The following is a 17015-nucleotide window of genomic DNA, read 5'->3' on the forward strand; positions in this document are numbered from 1 at the left end:
GCCATGTTGGACATCCTCAAATCCACGGCTGGTCCGAGAATGCCGGCGATCGATCTCCACGATCTGGTCGCTGAGCTGTTTCCGATCAATCGCAGCCTCACCGGGGCGGGTGTCCGGCAGACGCTCGGCATTGTCGCGCGTCATGTGGGTCTTACGATTCACGAGGTACCCTCCGGGACGCCCGTCCTGGACTGGCATGTGCCGGCGGAGTGGAACATTCGTCGCGCGACGATCTCGACCCTGTCGGGTCGCGTTCTCGTCGACTTCGCCGACAACAATCTGCACGTGATGGGCTACAGCAAGCCGGTCCAGGCAGTGCTCAGCCGTGCCGAGCTTGCCAAGCACGTCCATAGCTTGCCGGATCAGCCTGATCTCATTCCATACCGGACCGGCTACTATGCCGACGATTGGGGCTTCTGCCTGCCGGACCGTCTGTGGCGGGAAATGACGGAGGACAGCTACCGCGTCGAGATCGACAGCGAGCTCTCGCAGGGATCGTTGACCTATGGCGAATTCGTCGTCCCTGGACGGACGGACAAGGAAGTCCTGATCACCTGTCACATCTGTCACCCGAGTCTCGCCAACGACAATCTCTCAGGGATTGCCGTCATGACGGCGCTGGCGATGCGGCAGGCGCAGCGGACACACCGGCTCGGGTACCGATTTCTGTTCCTGCCGGCAACGATCGGCGCGCTCGCATGGCTCGACCGCAACGAGCGGAATCTCGGCCATGTCGAACACGGCCTCGTCCTCACCTGTCTCGGCGATCCCAGTGGATTTCACTACAAGCAGAGCCGGAGCGGAGCGAGCATCGATCGCGCCGTCGCCCATGTCCTGAAGCACGCCGGCCATCCGCATGAGATTCTGCCATTCAGCCCCTATGGATATGACGAGCGGCAGTTCTGCTCACCGGGATTCGATCTGCCGGTCGGGTGCCTGATGCGCGGCGTGCACGGCACGTTCCCCGAATATCACACCTCGGCCGACAATCTGAATTTCGTCAAGCCGGACTGTCTCGACCAATCCTACGCGGTCATCGAGGAGGTGCTGGATCTGCTCGATCGCGACTGCATCTATGAGCGCGTCGATGGGCGAGGGGAGCCGCAACTGGGACGGCGCGGCCTGTATCGCGCGATTGCCGGCCAGCGCGAGGCAGGCGGTGCGACGCAGATGGACCTCCTGTGGGTCCTCAACCTTGCGGATGGCAAGCATAGCCTGCTCGACATGGCGGTCCGGGCCGACGTTCCGTTCGCGCGCATCGATGCCGCCGCACGGATCGCGCTGGACGCGGGTCTCATCCAAACGCCGGTTTCATCGTCGTGACGTCGCCGCCTTCTCCGCACAGCACCGTGCAAGTGATCCAACAACACCAGAGCGAGGCGTCATGAGTTCGCAGCCGGCCAAGCCCCGCATCGCCGTCTTCTCACTCCGAAACATCTTCGGCAAAGCCCTCAATCGCGGTCCTCACGTCGAGTTCGAGGACATCATCTGCGAGGTCGATTCAGCCGAGATGTTTGCACCCGTGCTCGACCCGTCGAGCCGACGGGCGAGCTTCGCCACCCGGCTGGGCTACCACGCGCCCGTGCTGTTGAATCCCGGGCTGGCGCGGATCGAGCCGCAACAGCAATACGACGTTCTGTTCGCGATCTGCGGATTCCCGCAGGACCTGATCATGTTCAATGCGATCGAGGATCTGAGAGGCGCGTGCAGGACCTCGGTGTGTCTGCTGGACGAGCTCTGGGTGAAGGAGATCGCCAAGCACCGGCATTTCCTGAAGATCCTCGCCAAGTTCGACGTCGTGATGCCGTTCCAGATCAGTACGGTGAAGCCGCTCAGCGAGGAGATCGGCAAGGCATGCGTGCATCTTCCGCTCGCCATCGATGCGATCCGGTTTTGTCCCTATCCCGATCCGCCCGCAAGGGTCATCGACGTCTTCAGCATGGGGCGCCGCTCCCGTGTCACGCACCAATCACTGCTCGCGATGGCGCGGGACAGCGGCCTGTTCTATCTCCACGACACGATCGGCGGCAGCCAGGCCATCGATCTCCGGGAGCACCGGACGCAGATGGCAAACCTCGCCAAGAGGAGCAGGTATTTTCTGGTCAATCCCGGCAAGTTCGACGAGCCGCAGGAGACCGGGCGGCAGGTCGAGTTCGGCTATCGGTATTTCGAGGGCGCGGCGGCGGGAGCCATCATGCTCGGCGAGCGTCCCGACAACGAGCTGTTTCCGCGGCTGTTCGATTGGCCCGAGGTGATGATCGACGTGCCGCATACATCGCCCGACATCGACCGGGTCATCAGGGAGCTGGACGACGATCCGGTCCGCCAGGACCGGATGCGGCGAACCGGCATGGCCCAGACGTTGATGCGGCATGACTGGGTGTATCGGTGGGAGACGATCTTGGAGGCCACGGGTCTGCAGCCGATGCCGGGCCTCGCTGCCCGCAAGGATCGGCTGAAGAGGCTGGCCGCGATGGCGGCCGGTCCGGCGATCACGCGCGAGCAGGAGTTAAATCGCAAGCCGGTATTGTTGGCGCAGTGACGTTTCAATCCTTTTCTCCGCCACAAGGAGACGTCATCGCTCCCCGCGGCCTCCGATCTCGGCCGCGAACGATTCTATACCGGCTGCATTTTCGATGGTCGGATTTTCATGGCCCTGGACGGATCTGTTTGGCCCGTGACTGGGAATCGGAAGGTTGGTTACGATGATTGAAAGCGATTGAACGGATGTCGGAAGCCGTCGCCGCCTATTTCGAGGAACATCGGGAGTCGAGCGATCTCGGACGCCGCGCGCTGCGCGGCGGCCTGATTTCCATCGTCATCCAATACGGCAATTCCGTGCTTCAGATCGGAGCGGCCATCGTTCTGGCCCGGCTGCTTGCGCCGGAGGATTTCGGGCTCGTCGCCATCGTCACCGTGCTGACGAGCTTCGCGCCGCTGCTGATCGACTTCGGCCTGCTCGATGCCACCGCCCAGCGCAGCAGGATCACTCCGGCCCAGGTCAGCGGTCTGTTCTGGGTCAGCACCGGCATCGGCGTTGCGGTGGCGATCGTCGTCGCGGCATCCAGCCCACTGATTGCCTGGATCTACGGTGATCCGCGACTGGAGCCGATCGCGCTCTGCGTCGCGATCACCTTCGTGCTGTCCGGGCTGACCAACCAGCACATGGCGCTGCTCCGGCGCACGCTGCAGTTCGGCCGCATCGGCCGGATCCAGCTGTTCGGCACGCTGGCCGGGACGGTTGCCGCCGTGGCCATGGCGTTCGAGGGCTACGGCTATTGGGCGCTGGTCATTCGCCCCGTCGTGACATCGATTTGCGTCGTGGTCGCCGCGTGGTCGGCCTGCCGTTGGCGGCCCAGCGCGCCGGTGTTCGACGCCGAGGTGCGATCGATGGTGCGTTTTGGCCTCCACGTCGTCGGATTCACGGTGGCCTATACGTTGTCGCGGGCGGTGGACCGGATCGCGCTCGGTCTGCTCTACCGGCCCGATCAGGTCGGGTACTACCAGAATGCGATGAACCTCTACGACAACTCGATCTATGCGGCGCTCAATCAGACGCATGCGGTGGGAAGCTCGGCGCTGAGCAAGTTCCAGGCAAATCCGGCCGCGCTTCGGCAGAAGTATGAGGCGGCACTGTCGATCCTGGCCTTCTTCCTGATGCCGGCGGCGGCGATCCTCTCCGTCACGGCGGAGGACCTCACCGTCGTGCTGTTGGGGCAGAAGTGGCAGGCTGCGGGAGCGCTGCTCAGCATCATCGCGCTGCGCGGCATTTCGCACGTCGTCGAGGGCTCGCAGGGCTGGCTGCATCTGTCGCTCGGGAGGGCGGACCGCTGGCAGACCTGGGGCATCATCTCTCTGGTCGCGCAGGTCGTCGCGGTGCTGGCCGGGCTGCCGTTTGGTCCGGTCGGCGTGGCCTGGGGCGTCGTGGCCGGATACTCGCTGATCGCTTTGCCGTCGGTGATGTATGCCGGACGTCCGATCGGGATCGGTGCGGAGCTCGTGGTCCGGGCCGTCGGAGCGCAGACCATCGGCGCCGTCGCGACCGCAGCGACCGGCTGGTGGCTGCAAGCGACGTTTCTCGGAGCCTACCCCGCGCTCGTGCGCATGATCCTGTCCGGCTGCTTCTGCGGCTGTCTCTATCTCGCGATCGTCGTCGGCGTGTTCCGGGTCCGCGAGCCGCTCAGGATCGCAGGTACGATCGTCCGGGACTTCATCGGCAAGCGTTGAGAGGGAGCGAAAGGAGCCCGGAACCCCGCCCTCGTGCCGCGATTAACTATCGCGATCGTTAAATGTTACATATAAAATATCCCGTGATTTAAATGTTTTAAATGGTCATGACCAGCGACAACCACCCAGGCTTGGATGTGATGGAGGCGGAGCCTGCGCCGTCGGCGCAGCGCGACCCCGAATGGTCCGCGTCCGGTTTCGCCGATCGCCGGCGGCTCAGCATCCTCAGCGTCTCGCACATGCCGGCGAGCCCGCCGCGGTTCGGGGCACAGGCGCGCATGCACGGGCTGATGACCCAGCTCGCGCGCCGCCACGACCTCACGGCGGTGATGATGGTCGATGACGCCTTCGACATCGAGGAGTGCCGGCGGGCCATGCAGGCCTATTGCCGCGACGTGGTGCTCGTGCCGAACCCTTACGGCCGTGACGGTCTTGCGAAGCGGCTGCTGCAACTGCGCTCGCTGGTCTCGGTGCGGAGCTTCGACCGGCTGCGCGTGGCCCTGCCGGAATTGCAGCGGGTGCTGGATCGGGTGCTGCGGACCACGCGGTTCGACGTCGTCAATCTCGAATTTCCCTATCTGGGCCACTGCCTGTTCCGTCAGGCGCCGGCCGGCGCGATGCCGCCGCGGCTGATCATCGACTCGCATGAGATCGCCTACGATCTGGCGCGGCAGTTCGCCGCCACGGGCGCAAGCCTGGGCCGTCGGCTCTACGCCGGTGCGAACTGGCGCAAGCTGCGCCGCGAGGAGATCGCGGCCTATCGAAAAGCCGATGGCGTCTATCTCTGCAGCGCGGACGACGAGAAGCGTCTGCATGACGACATTCCGAACGCCCGCACTGCGGTCATCCCCAACGCCGCCGATGTCGAGTTCTATCAGCCGCGCAGCACCGACCCCGCGCCCGACGGCCGTACGCTGGTCTATTTCGGCCTGCTGTCGACGGTGCCCAACATCGATGCGGTCACGCATTTCGTACACGACATCTGGCCTCGTATCGCCGCCCGGCACCCGGATGCGCGCTGCAAGATCATCGGCGGCCGGCCGCCGCCGGCGTTGACGGCGCTGGCCGGGCCGCGGATCGAACTGACCGGCTTCGTGCCGGACCTGCGGCCGCACCTCGCCGCGGCAGCGGCGGTGATCGTCCCGCTGCGGCTCGGTGGCGGCACGCGGCTGAAGATCGTCGAGGCCATGGCGATGGGCAAGGCGATCGTCTCGACCAGCCTGGGTGCCGAGGGCATCGAGGCGATGCCCGGACGCGACATCCTCATCGCAGACGAGCCCGACGCCTTTGCAGATGCGGTCAACGGGCTGCTCGCCGAGCCCGATCTTGCGGTGCGGATCGGCGGCGCGGCGCGGCAGGTCGCGGTCGAGAAATATGCCTGGAGCGCGGCCGCACAAGCGCTCGAAGACTTCTATTGCGAGATCCTGGAGACCCGTTCGTGATGAAGGCCGTGCTCATCGGGGCAGGGCAGATCGCCCGCCAGCATCTCGCCTGCCTCAACACCTTGCCGGGCGTTCAACTGGCCGGCATCTGCGACCTGTCGCCGGCAACGGCGGAGGCCGCGGCCGAGCGTTACGCGATCCCGTCCTGGTTCACCGATCATCGCACGATGCTGCAGACGGTGCGGCCCGATGTGGTGCACGTGACGACGCCACCGACCTCGCATTTTCGACTCGCGATGGACGCGCTCGAGGCCGGCGCGCATGTGATCGTCGAGAAGCCCGCGACCTCGACCTTCGACGAGCTGCAGACCCTGACCTTGCGCGCCAAGCAGACCGGCCGCCATGTCGTCGAGGACTACAACTACGTCTTCAACCGGGCGCCGCAGGAGATACTCCGTCGCATCGAGACCGGCGAGTTCGGTGCCGTGACCCATGTCGACGTGCTGATCTGCCTCGACATCCTCGGCCCCGACGGCTTTGCCGATCCGAATTCGCCGCATCCGGCGCTCAAATTGGCGGGTGGTGCGATCGCCGACTTCCTGCCGCATCTCGCCTCGCTGTCGCATGCCTTCGTCGGCCCACACCGCAAGGCGGAGACGGTCTGGAGCAAGCGCAAGGCCTCGCCGCTGCCGTTCGACGAGTTTCGCTGTGTGGTCGAGGCCGAGCGCGGCACGGCGACGCTCGGCTTCAGCGCGAGCGCGCAGCCCGATGCGTTCTGGCTGCGGGTCTATGGCGAGCGGATGCAGGCGACCGCCAATCTGTTCGAAACGCGGTTGACCTTCGATGGCCCGCGCAACGTGCCGAAGCCGCTGCGCCCGTTCTTCAGCGGACTGGAGGAGGGCCGCGACATCCGCCGCGCGGCGCTTTCGACCTTGCTGCGCAAGTTCAAGGGCCCAGGCGCCTATGAGGGGCTGTGGGAGTGCCTGGCGCGCACCTATCAGGCGCTCGGCTCGGGAACGGCCTTGCCGATCACGATCGAGGACGTCCTGGCCGTCAATCGGATGGTCGAAGCGATGAAGCCGACGGAGCAGGCGGACATGAGGAAGCTGGCGATATGAAAGCCCTGGTCACTGGCGCCAACGGGTTTCTCGGCCGGCATGTCGTCGATGCGCTGCTGGCCCGCGGCATCGAGGTTCGCGCCATGGTGCGTCCGGCGACGCGCGTTGACGCCCTTGGCTGGCCGTCGTCGGTCGACATCGTCAGGGCCGACCTGCGCACCTCGCGCGACCTTGCTCGCGCGTTCGAGAATGTGGATGTGCTGATCCATCTGGCGGCCGTGGTCGCCGGCGGCGAGGACGCGCAATTCGCCGGCACGGTAGGCGGCACCGAGCGGCTGCTCGAGGCGATGGCAGGCAGCGCCTGTCGCAGGCTCGTGCTGTGCAGCAGCTTCTCGGTCTACGACTACACTGCGACCCGCGACGTCCTCGACGAAAGCGCGCCGCTGCAGCAGACGCCCGACGTCTACACCCGTGGCGGCTACACCGTCGCCAAATGGTGGCAGGAGCGGGTGACGCGCCGCTACGTCGAGAAGAACGGCTGGGATCTCACCGTGCTGCGTCCCGGCTTCATCTGGGGACGCGGCCACGGCTATCTCGCCGCGCTCGGCCAGCAGATCGGACGCCACCACGTCGTCATCGGGCCGCTGACCCGCATCCCCATGACCCATGTCGAGAACTGCGCCGACGTCTTCGCGCTGGCGGCGACGGATTCGCGGGCGATCGGCCAGACGCTGAACATCGTCGACGGTCCCGGCGAGCGGGTCTGGACTTATCTGTCGGACTACATGCGCGGCACCGGCGAGCGCGGCCTCCGGTTGCCCATCCCGCATTGGCTCGCCAGCAGCATCGTACGGCTGGCGTTTGCGACCGTGTTCAGGCGGGCGACCAAAGTGCCGGCGATCCTGACGCCCAAGAAGTTCGACGCGATGCTCAAGCCGCTGCGCTTCGACAACCGCAAGCTGAGGGAGACGCTTGGCTGGACGCCGCCGCTCGACTACGAACAATGCCTGGCGCGGACCTACGGTCCGCTGCCGGCTGCGGCGCCAGCGCCGGCGTCCTGGTCGTCCGGAACGGCTGCTTCCATTTGAGGGCCGAGATGGTCCTGCGATGCCCGAGGTCTGGTCGCACGCGATCTCGCGCGCGAGGCCGTTCCGTGTCGTCGGTCATTTTGACGTCGCGCGTCTCAAACGGAATGTTCTGATGTGTGGCATCGCTGGGATCATCGGACGGGTTGACGACCACAACCGCGCAGCGCTGCAGCGGATGAACGATGCCATGCTCCATCGCGGTCCGGATGCCGGGGGAGTCTGGACCTCGCCCGCGGACGAGCGTGGCTGGGGCGCGCTGCTGGCGCACCGCCGGCTCGCGATCCTCGATCTGTCGCCCGCCGGTGTGCAGCCGATGACCGATCCGGTCACCGGGCATGTCATCGTCTTCAACGGCGAGATCTACAATTTTGCCGACCTGCGGCAGCGCCTCGTCGCCGGCGGCCAGCAGTTCAGCTCGACCGGCGATACGGCGGTGATGCTGCGCGCGCTCGGCCTGCATGGGCCGGAGGCGGTGGCATGGTTGCGCGGCATGTTCGCGTTCGCCTGCTGGGATCCGAAGGAGCGCCGGCTGCTGCTGGCGCGCGATCCCCTCGGCATCAAGCCGCTGTACGTCGCCCGCGCGTCGAAACCCGACGCGGGCTGGTCGGTGGCCTTCGCATCCGAGCTGCGTGCTCTCCTGGCATCCGGCCTTCTGGGCAGGGCCCAGCTCGATCCGCAGGCCGTCGCCAGCGGCGTCTGGAACGGCTTCGTGGTCGGTCCCGGCACGGCGGTGAAGGGCGTCGAACTGCTGCCTCCAGGCCATCTCACCACGTTCGACGGCGTCGGCAACATCATCCGCGATGAGGATTTCTGGTCGATCCCGGAGCGGGCTCCGGACCCGACGATGGACGAGGATCATCTTGCCGAGATCCTCGAGGAGGGGCTGAGGCTGCATCTCGCCAGCGACGTGCCGCTCGCAGTGTTTCTCTCGGGCGGCATCGATTCCTCGGTCATGGCCAATCTGGCGCAGCGCGCGGCCACGGGTCCGATCCACACCTTCACGCTTGCTTTCGAGGAGCAGGAGCTGAACGAGGGGCCGATCGCGCGCCAGATCGCCGCCGCCATCGGCACCGAGCATCACGAGGTGGTGCTGACGGAGCAGCACTTCGTCGACAACCTCGATGCCGCGCTCGACAGCCTGGACCAGCCGACCTTCGACGGCCTGAACTCATACTTCATGTCGCACGCCATCCGCGGCGCAGGCTTCACGGTGGCACTGTCGGGGACCGGCGGCGACGAGCTGTTCGGCGGCTATACGTCGTTTCGCGACCTGCCGATCCTGCAGCGATGGTCGGAGCGCACGGCCTGGGTGCCGGCCGGCGTCAAAGCCGCTGCGGCGAAGCTGGCCGCGCAGATGCTGTCGCCGTCGCGCGGAACGGTGGCGCCGCAGACGCGCTGGGCCAAGCTTCCGGAGATGGTTCGACGCGGCGACGATCTTCTGGCGCTCTACCAGATGGCCTATGCGCTGTTCCTGCCCGGTTTTCAGCGCGAGCTGCTCGCGCCTGATCTCGTCGATACGCTGACAGATGGGCTGCCGGCCGCGATGAGAGCGAAGATCACCGCGGAGACGCGCGCGCGCACTCCGCTGTCGGCGATCAGCGTCATGGAGCAGCGCCTGTTTCTCGGCGAGCGCCTGCTGCGCGACAATGACGTGGCGAGCATGGCGGCCTCGCTGGAGCAGCGGGTGCCGCTGGTCGATCAGGTGCTGTTCGAAAGCGTCGACCGGCTGCCCGATGCGACGCGCTACGCGCCGCTGCGAAGCAAGGCGATGCTCAGGCGGATCGGCCTGCGTGGCCTCGATCCGTCGCTGTTCGACCGGCCGAAGAGCGGCTTCGTGCTGCCGCTCGATCGCTGGATTCGGCGCGGCCTGCAGGATGCAATGGACCGGACCCTGCGGGACCCGCAGGCCGTTGCGCCGGTGGGGCTGGACCCCACGGCCGTGGAGCGCCTCTGGCGCGCCTTCCTCGATGGGGCGCCGGGGATCTATTGGTCGCGCATATGGTCGATCTACGTGTTCGTGCGTTGGTGCCACCGTCATCGCGTCTTCCGCTGACGCGCGATCGACATCACGAGAATCGGCCGCATCGAGGCGCGCGTGCTCAGGCCTCCGGCATGACGACTCCGCCGCACACCGGCACGCGAACGCCGGTCACGAAACCGGCGAGGTCCGAGGCCAGAAACGCGATCATGTTGGCGACGTCCTGATCGTAGCCGCGCCGTCCGAGCGGCACGGACCGCTCGTAGAGCGGCTGCACCTCGTCACGGTCACGACGGTCCTTGTCGGAGACGACCCAGCCCGGGGCGACCTGATTGACCGTGATGCCATGCGGTCCGAGCTCCCGCGCCAGGGACCGCAGCATGCCGTCCATGGCGCATTTGGCCGCCGTGTAGGGCGCGCGATTGGGCAAGGCCAGGCTCGTCATCTCCGTGCCGAGAGAAATCAGGCGTCCCCATTTTCGCTCGATCATCGGGCCGGAAAACACCCGCGCGGTCGCCCAGGCCTGCAGGACCGAGGAGCGAAACACCTTGTCGAACTGGTCGGGCGTCTGCTCGACGACGGGACGTTCGTCGTACCATGTCACCGCATTGTTCACGACGATGTCGACGGGGCCGAGCACACCCTCGGTGACGCGGCGCATGGCCTGCACATCCTCGAGCTCGGCAACGTCACCCGAAATGGTGCAGGCGTGCTGCGGCTGGAGCTCGTTCAGCTCCTCGCACAGCCTCTCCGCAGCAGCGCGCGCCGTCAGATAATGGATGGCGACCTTTGCACCACAGGCCGCCAGTGTCCGGGCGATCGGGCGGCCGAGCTCTCCCGCCGCTCCCGTGACCAGCGCGACCTTGCCCGAGAGATTGATCTGGAGCGGGGACCTCAACGGTCGCAGTGCCGGATCGTCCGGCAGGGGACCGAGCGTATGTCGTCGAATTCGTCGTGCAACTGCGCTCGCGATCCGCATCCACCCGTCCCCGAAAGTATTCATTGGTCGGGGTCGCAGTATTAAATGCGGGACTAATTATTTAAACTGCACAATTTGACGCATTTGTGCAGCAGGCGATGGAGCGGTGAAGGGGTGCCGATGCGCTCAGGATGCGCGCGGCGTCGGACTCTCGGCGAGACGGTTGCCGAGCCGCCAGTCTGCGCCGGACGCGTCCTGCGCTGCTCTCGCAGCAGGCGCCGGCCTGAACTTGCGCCGGAGCTGTCTGAAATACGGCTCGATGAAGCGCTCGATCGCCGCCGCGTAGATGACAGAGATCAGGAGCGCGAGCGGAAACAGCAGATAGGGCTTGGCAGCGATCGCGGGCAGGTTCTTGTCGATCGTCCGGATCACGACGTTGTGGATCAGATAGATCGCATAGGAATAGGTGCCGAGCGTCATCACCCAGGAGCGGTTGAGATGACGAAACAGCGGCGCGTCGGCGAAGCGGACTGCGAAGTAGAACAACGGCATCAGCGCCAGCCCCTGAAGGCTGTAGCGGGCGGTCTCCCGGAACACCGCATCACGGTAGACGAGCGAGACCAGCAGCGCCGCCGCGGCGACGGCCAGCAGCGCCCATTGCGCCGCCGACATCCGCCCCGAGGCAGAGCGCTGCCGCACCGGGTTCATGACCAGCGCCAGAATGCAGCCATAGGCGATCGAGTCGATGCGGGTGTCCGAGGCGTAATAGGTGCGGTCGGAGAAGAACCCAGGGGCATGCACGAGATGGATGCGCCAGGCGAGGACGCCGAGGCAGACGAGCCCGAGCAGCGCGCCGATGGTGCGCGGCCGCAGCGCCGATCCGAGCAGCAGCGTCATCAGCAGGGGATAGACGATGTAGAAGTGCTCCTCGACCGCGAGCGACCAGAGAATGCCGGTGCCGTCGGGCACCGTATTGCCGGGATCGAAGAACAGACCGTAATAGTTGGCGAAATACAGCACCTGGGCCGCCAGGCCCTTGACGGTCATTCCGCCGTCCAGCAGGCCGGCGGCGGTGAGGCCGTAGGCGATCGCCAACGACAGCAGCAGAGGCGGCATCAGCCGGAACACGCGCCGCGCATAGAAGCTGGGAACGTCGAGCGCGCCGGTGCGCTGATGCTCGGCCAGCATCAGCGTGGAGATCAGGAAGCCGCTCAGGAAGAAGAAGATGGTGACGCCGAAGCCGCCGGGGACCATGGCCTGAAGCCCGGAATGGCCCAGGACCACGATCAGCACCGACAGCGCGCGGATGCCGTCGAGTGATGGAATGAGCGGGGATGCGCTGCCATGGGCGTTCGTGCTGCGGGACGCTGCCGGCGCGGTCGCCTCGCCGCCAGGCGCCGTTATCGGCGGCACGGCGGAAGCGGCACGAAAGCGGCTGAGCTCGAGAATCTTGGCCATGTTGTCCAGACGGGGTCGGAGAAACACGTAGCTTCGTCGTCGTCGTGTCAATGCCGCGGCGATCGGCCGCCGAGCGTCATCGCGTGTCGGCCGCGGCGTGGCTGGCGCGCCAGAGTTGGGCCCGCTCCGCGTTGATCCGGGCCGTGGCGGCGCGCTTGCCCAGGCGCAGGCAGGCATGCTGATAGGCGCGGAGGAAGCGGCGGAATTCGAGATCGTCGTAGCGCGGCAGGCCCGTCAGCCAGCTCCGGAAATAGCCCCACAGCATCGCGGTGCTGCCGATCAGGGCGGGATAGGCCGGCAGGTGATAGACCGCCACCGCGAGCTGATACAGCGGCGACGTTCCCATGAAGTACTGGCCGAAACCCTTGCGCAGCCGTCCGGTCCAGATGCCCTTGTGACTGGCGCCCTGCGGCCGCAAATGGATGAAGCGCAGCGCTTCGGTGTCGATGCTCTCGGCGATCCAGCCGAGCATGCGGCAGCGGTGGCAGTCGATGCCGTCCCACATGACCTGGCGCACGAAGCCGCCGATCTCCTGGAAGCAGGCGACGCGGTAGAACTTGGTCATCCCGACCGACATCTCGTCGCCGCAGACCTCCGGCTCCAAGGCGCCGGTCTGCGGGTGGACGAACCACGGCTTGCCCGAGGTGGTCCCGACCCGCGGATCGCTCTCCATCCGCTCCATCAGCAGCTCGAAGTAGCGCGCGGGCAGATCGAGGTCCATGTCGAGCTTGCAGAGATAGTCGAAATCCTCCAGCCGCACGCTCTCCAGGCCGGCATAGAATGCCTCGATCACGCCGGGTCCGACCTTGCGTCCGCCGCGGTCGGCGCGGCGGATCACGCGCAGATAGGGCAGGCGCTGGGCGTACTCGTCGAGAATGGCCGGGGTGTCATCGGTCGATCCGTCATCCACCACGATCCACAGCGCCGGCGGCACCGATTGCGCAGCGACGCTGTCGAGAGTCCGGCGGAGATATTGGGCCTCGTCCCGGCAGGGCGAGATGAGCAGGTAGCGGCGCGATGGCGTCACGTATCAAATCCCTTGCCGAAGGCGGAAGATTGGGACGAAGCTCTGCCGAGCAGGGCGTCGCCGGCCGCCTTTCAATAAATTAAATCGTGATTTAATATTATGTCATGGCGCGTGTCAAAGTCATGGTGTTTTTAAATCGGCGCCCGTTTTGGCTGTGTGACCGGTCCTGCGAGAGGTTCTCATGGATGACATCGGCCTCGTGATCCCCGGCTGCACCCAGGCTTCGTCCCGGCCGGTCGCGCGCGTGACGCGCCGGATCGACGCCGCCTGCATCCGTGCGCTGTTCACGGCAGCGCTTGCCCTGCTGTTCCTTCGCGGCGTTGCCGCGGCCGCCGAGCCGACCGCGTCCACCGGGCCGTCACTGGCCGGCAATCTGCTGCCGGTGGAGCGTCTCGCCGCCTGGAATCCCGGGCTGATGTCAGCCGGCGGTATTCCGAACCGGACCATCATTTACCGCACGCTGTCTCCGAGTGGGAGAGACGACAGCAGCGCGATTCAGGCTGCCTTGACCGCTGCACCCGCCGGCCAGGTGGTGATGCTCGGCCCCGGGACGTTCATCGTCAACGAGCCGCTCCTGATCAGCCGGCCAGTGACGCTGCGCGGCGCCGGCGCAGGCGCGACCAGGCTGGTGAAAACCAACGGTGCGCGGGCACGAACGCCGGTCGTGATTGCCGGCACCAAGGGAATCCTGACGCCGGTCGACCCGAGCTCGTACAGCTACGACGCCAAGCCTGTCATCATCGTCGGACCTTCGCGCTGGAACAATGGCCCCGACAGCAGCGCGTCGCAGGACCTGTTGGCGGACGGCGATCAGGGGACGTCGACCGTCGCCCTCGCCAGTGCCGCGGCCTTGAAGCCGGGCGATTTCGTTCTGCTCGACGAGGTCTCAGGCGCATCGTGGCAGGCGACGCCGGCGGGTTTTCCAGCGGGAGCGAAGGTCTGGCAAGGCGACCGCGTCGCCTGGAACATGCACTATCCGGTTCAGCCGGGCGACGACAATGCCGGTGCCAATGCCGGAGGTCCCTATGACCAGGCTCCCGGCGTGTTGCCGAAGTCGATGTCGTGGTTTGCCCGGACCGACCGGGCGACCGCCGAGATCAAGGAGATCGCCTCGGTGACCGGCAGCACGGTGACATTCACCTCGCCGCTCACGATCAGCTATCGCCGGGATCACCAAGCGCAGCTCACGCCTTATAGCACCGACCCGAACAGCGGTCGCCACGCCGCCAACAATCGCGACATCCACGTTGCCAAGGTGGGCGTCGAAGATCTGAGCATCGTCGGCGGGGCGGACGGCGCGTTGCGGTTCGAAGCCGCTGCTTATTCCTGGGCCAGATCCGTCGAGGTGACGCAATGGCTCGGCGAGGGCGTGGCGATCGACAATTCGTTCCGGGTCGAGCTCCGCGACTCCTACATCCACGCCGGCTCGTGGCCGCAGCCGGGCGGCGCCGGATACGCGATCAGCCTGGCGACGGGCTCCTCGGAGGTCCTGATCGAGAACAACATCCTCGTCGACGTCTGCAAGAACATGGTGTTCCGGTCGTCCGGCGCCGGCAGCGTCGTCGGCTATAACTATGCCGACGACTCGTTCGATTTCGACAATCCCGGCTGGGTCGAGGTCGGCATCAACGCGTCGCACATGGCCGGCGCCCATCACGTCCTGTTCGAAGGCAATCTGTCCCACAATGCCGACAGCGACTACACCCATGGCAACGCGATCTATCTGACCTTTTTCCGCAACCATCTCACCGGCCAGCGCCAGCGCTTCGTCGATCGTTCGGGCGTTCGAGCCGTCGGTCTCGCCTATGGCTCGTGGTGGGATTCGTTCGCCGGCAATGTGCTGGGCCGACCTGGACGCATGAGCGGTTGGAGCTACGACGATCCATCGATGCGGGCCGGAACGGCGGTTTGGGGGCAGGGCGGTGTCGGCAACGTCTGGGTGCTTGGCTACGACCCGGAGCGATGGACCATGGCGCCTGATCCGAAGACGCTGGCCACGGTGATCCGCGGCGGCAATTTCGACTATCTCACCGGCAAGGTGGTCTGGACGGACGCTCTCGCGGCGCAGCCGCTGCCGGCGTCGCTGTATCTGAGAGCCAAGCCCGGCTTTTTCGGCAGTCATCCGTGGCCCTGGGTGGACCCAACCGGGGATACCAAGCTGCATACGTTACCGGCCAAGGCGAGATTCGATGCGGGCGCGCCATTCGCGGCGGCGCCGGGATCAACGCAATAGCGCTGGCGTGACGCTTCAACGGGCCTCCCGTCAGGTGCGGACGCCGAGCCGTGGCCGCCAAGCCGGCCGTGTACGGCTCCAACGAGCCGACCGCCTGTTCGCCGGCTGAGCGGCGGGCATGCTCTGTTGCGACCTCCGCCAGTATCGCGCGGCCTCGACCGTGACGAGCACGAATACCACCCAGGTCACGTCGAACGCGCGCAGCCACAGGGTTTCGAGCAGGTTATAGAGCATGACGAACAGCGCGACGGACAGCAGGATCCACGCCCGCTTGTAGTCGTGCTTCATCACGCGGCCGATGACGTGAACGGTGGCCGCCAGAAACACGAGGAGAAAGGCAAAACCGACATAGCCAAGTTCCAGCATCGCATCGTAGTAGCCGTTGTGGGAGTTCGGCATGGCCTTCACCCAGCCGGGTGCATCGGTGATGCTTGGTGCGTCGGCACCGACCAGCCAGAAGCTCTGATAGCCCCATCCCAGGAGCGGCCTCTTCGCGATCTCCAAGTTAGAGAAGGCCCATATGGTGGTTCGGCCGGTGAAGCTGGAATCACCCGTCAGCAGATAGGCGATGCGGCTGGTCGTGAAGCCCGCGAGCTCGCCGACCACGAAGTAGCCGAGGATGATCGCCACCAGGATCAGAAGCGGTGCAACCCGCAGCGTTCTCGCAAGCGCCAGCGTCAGGATGGCCAGGATCGGGGCGACCAGAGCGAGGCCGAGCGCGGTCTTCGAGCTCGAGAAGAAGATCAGGACGATGGCACCGACGGCAACGACGATCCCGAGCGCGCGGCGCGTTCCGGGATAGAGCAACTCGTGAACCGAGAGCAGGAACGCAATGGCGGCAAACTCGCCCAGCAGGTTCTTGCCCGAGAAGTAGCCCTGGTAACCGATGTCGACCAGCGCGTTGCCGTACTGCGCGTAGGTCGCGTAACCGCCGGGGATCAGCAGAACATTGAGGATCACCCCTGCTGCAAAGCAGAGGAACACGCCGCGCAGGATGTCGGCGCTCGGCCTCGATAGCAGGGCGGGCAGCACGATGGCGGTGAGGACCATCGCTTCCTGGACGAAACGGACGAAGGCGAATTCGGGTTTGAATGCCCACGCGATGCTGGCGCCGGCCAATCCAAAATAGACGCAGAGACTGATGATGTTGGGCGCAGCGGCAAGCCGCTCGCCGCGGGCGAGGCGTTGCATCGCAACGACGATGGCGATGGCCGCGAGGACAGGCCAGAAGATCCGGTTCTCGATCCGGCTCTCGAGCAGGCCCTGGAGCCCGGGCGACGGCGGGAAGCCAAAATAGATCAGCGGCTGAATGAGGGACGAGTAGGCGAAGGCGAGGACCGGAATCAGCGCGCAGACATCGAACGTCCCCGCGGAGGCGCGCGGCCCGGCCGACATCGACGTCGTCGCTGAAATTCTCGGCATCGATCTCACCAGGATATTCGAACGGCGCGGCCCCGGCAGCCGCCGGGAATACCGTCCGTGAACATTATCCGGAGATGCAATTAAATAAAAGGACTTCGACGTGCGCCGGGAAGATATTGCTGCAGCCGCGCCGCAAATCTGCCCTGGCATTTACAAATAAACCGTATTAAATAAATGGTATGATTTAAAATTAAATGGTGGCTTTTGGGTCGCACGTTATTCG

At 65.8% G+C, this 17015-nt stretch carries 12 protein-coding genes; 8 read left to right on the top strand and 4 right to left on the bottom strand.

Annotation, left to right across the window (positions count from 1 at the left end; genetic code table 11):
• Positions 1–3: 3 nt before the first annotated feature.
• The 7 genes from QX094_RS32150 (at position 4) to asnB (ending at position 9808) form a co-directional block, all read left to right on the top strand.
• Positions 4–1323, top strand: coding sequence for a DUF4910 domain-containing protein (locus QX094_RS32150; protein WP_316188451.1), 1320 nt, complete (start codon positions 4–6; stop codon positions 1321–1323).
• A gap of 61 nt (positions 1324–1384) precedes the next feature.
• Positions 1385–2542, top strand: coding sequence for a glycosyltransferase (locus QX094_RS32155; protein WP_316188452.1), 1158 nt, complete (start codon positions 1385–1387; stop codon positions 2540–2542).
• 185 nt (positions 2543–2727) lie between these two features.
• Positions 2728–4227: a lipopolysaccharide biosynthesis protein gene (locus QX094_RS32160; RefSeq protein WP_315752497.1), complete on the top strand. Its 1500-nt coding sequence runs from the start codon at positions 2728–2730 to the stop codon at positions 4225–4227.
• A gap of 101 nt (positions 4228–4328) precedes the next feature.
• Positions 4329–5669, top strand: coding sequence for a glycosyltransferase family 4 protein (locus tag QX094_RS32165; protein WP_316175884.1), 1341 nt, complete (start codon positions 4329–4331; stop codon positions 5667–5669).
• Positions 5669–6727, top strand: a complete 1059-nt coding sequence (locus tag QX094_RS32170; protein ID WP_315717398.1) for a Gfo/Idh/MocA family oxidoreductase — start codon at positions 5669–5671, stop codon at positions 6725–6727. Before QX094_RS32165 ends, QX094_RS32170 begins: the two co-directional genes overlap by 1 nt.
• Positions 6724–7755 carry an NAD(P)-dependent oxidoreductase gene (locus QX094_RS32175; RefSeq protein ID WP_315717399.1) on the top strand — a complete coding sequence of 344 codons (1032 nt, stop codon included), beginning with the start codon at positions 6724–6726 and terminating at the stop codon, positions 7753–7755. Before QX094_RS32170 ends, QX094_RS32175 begins: the two co-directional genes overlap by 4 nt.
• 112 nt (positions 7756–7867) lie before the next feature.
• Positions 7868–9808: an asparagine synthase (glutamine-hydrolyzing) gene (gene asnB / locus QX094_RS32180; protein ID WP_315717400.1), complete on the top strand. Its 1941-nt coding sequence runs from the start codon at positions 7868–7870 to the stop codon at positions 9806–9808.
• Positions 9809–9854: 46 nt separating this feature from the next.
• Here asnB and QX094_RS32185 read toward each other — a convergent pair whose 3' ends face one another.
• From QX094_RS32185 to QX094_RS32195, 3 genes are all read right to left on the bottom strand, one after another.
• Positions 9855–10631 (bottom strand): SDR family NAD(P)-dependent oxidoreductase, encoded by a 777-nt coding sequence (locus QX094_RS32185; protein WP_315717401.1) that lies wholly within the window; start codon positions 10629–10631, stop codon positions 9855–9857.
• A gap of 207 nt (positions 10632–10838) precedes the next feature.
• On the bottom strand, positions 10839–12110 hold the full coding sequence (locus tag QX094_RS32190) for an acyltransferase (protein ID WP_315717402.1): 1272 nt from the start codon (positions 12108–12110) through the stop codon (positions 10839–10841).
• A gap of 76 nt (positions 12111–12186) precedes the next feature.
• Positions 12187–13137, bottom strand: coding sequence for a glycosyltransferase (locus tag QX094_RS32195; RefSeq protein ID WP_315717403.1), 951 nt, complete (start codon positions 13135–13137; stop codon positions 12187–12189).
• Positions 13138–13318: 181 nt separating this feature from the next.
• Here QX094_RS32195 and QX094_RS32200 point away from each other — a divergent pair, with 181 nt between their 5' ends.
• Positions 13319–15370, top strand: coding sequence for a glycosyl hydrolase family 28-related protein (locus tag QX094_RS32200; RefSeq protein WP_315717404.1), 2052 nt, complete (start codon positions 13319–13321; stop codon positions 15368–15370).
• A 30-nt stretch (positions 15371–15400) separates the two neighbouring features.
• Here QX094_RS32200 and QX094_RS32205 read toward each other — a convergent pair whose 3' ends face one another.
• Positions 15401–16942, bottom strand: a complete 1542-nt coding sequence (locus QX094_RS32205) for an O-antigen ligase family protein (RefSeq protein ID WP_315717405.1) — start codon at positions 16940–16942, stop codon at positions 15401–15403.
• Between the last annotated feature and the right edge of the window lie 73 nt (positions 16943–17015).

This window comes from Bradyrhizobium sp. SZCCHNS1050 (genome assembly GCF_032484785.1).
Taxonomy (GTDB): Bacteria; Pseudomonadota; Alphaproteobacteria; order Rhizobiales; family Xanthobacteraceae; genus Bradyrhizobium.

Bases quoted from the DNA above. Each gene is read 5' to 3' on its own strand.
- QX094_RS32170 (WP_315717398.1), top strand. From the start codon at position 5,669: ATGAAGGCCGTGCTCATCGGGGCAGGGCAGATCGCCCGCCAGCATCTC.
- QX094_RS32150 (WP_316188451.1), top strand. From the start codon at position 4: ATGTTGGACATCCTCAAATCCACGGCTGGTCCGAGAATGCCGGCGATC.
- asnB (WP_315717400.1), top strand. From the start codon at position 7,868: ATGTGTGGCATCGCTGGGATCATCGGACGGGTTGACGACCACAACCGC.
- QX094_RS32200 (WP_315717404.1), top strand. From the start codon at position 13,319: ATGGATGACATCGGCCTCGTGATCCCCGGCTGCACCCAGGCTTCGTCC.
- QX094_RS32175 (WP_315717399.1), top strand. From the start codon at position 6,724: ATGAAAGCCCTGGTCACTGGCGCCAACGGGTTTCTCGGCCGGCATGTC.
- QX094_RS32165 (WP_316175884.1), top strand. From the start codon at position 4,329: ATGGTCATGACCAGCGACAACCACCCAGGCTTGGATGTGATGGAGGCG.
- QX094_RS32160 (WP_315752497.1), top strand. From the start codon at position 2,728: ATGTCGGAAGCCGTCGCCGCCTATTTCGAGGAACATCGGGAGTCGAGC.
- QX094_RS32205 (WP_315717405.1), bottom strand. From the start codon at position 16,942: ATGCCAGGGCAGATTTGCGGCGCGGCTGCAGCAATATCTTCCCGGCGC.
- QX094_RS32155 (WP_316188452.1), top strand. From the start codon at position 1,385: ATGAGTTCGCAGCCGGCCAAGCCCCGCATCGCCGTCTTCTCACTCCGA.
- QX094_RS32190 (WP_315717402.1), bottom strand. From the start codon at position 12,110: ATGGCCAAGATTCTCGAGCTCAGCCGCTTTCGTGCCGCTTCCGCCGTG.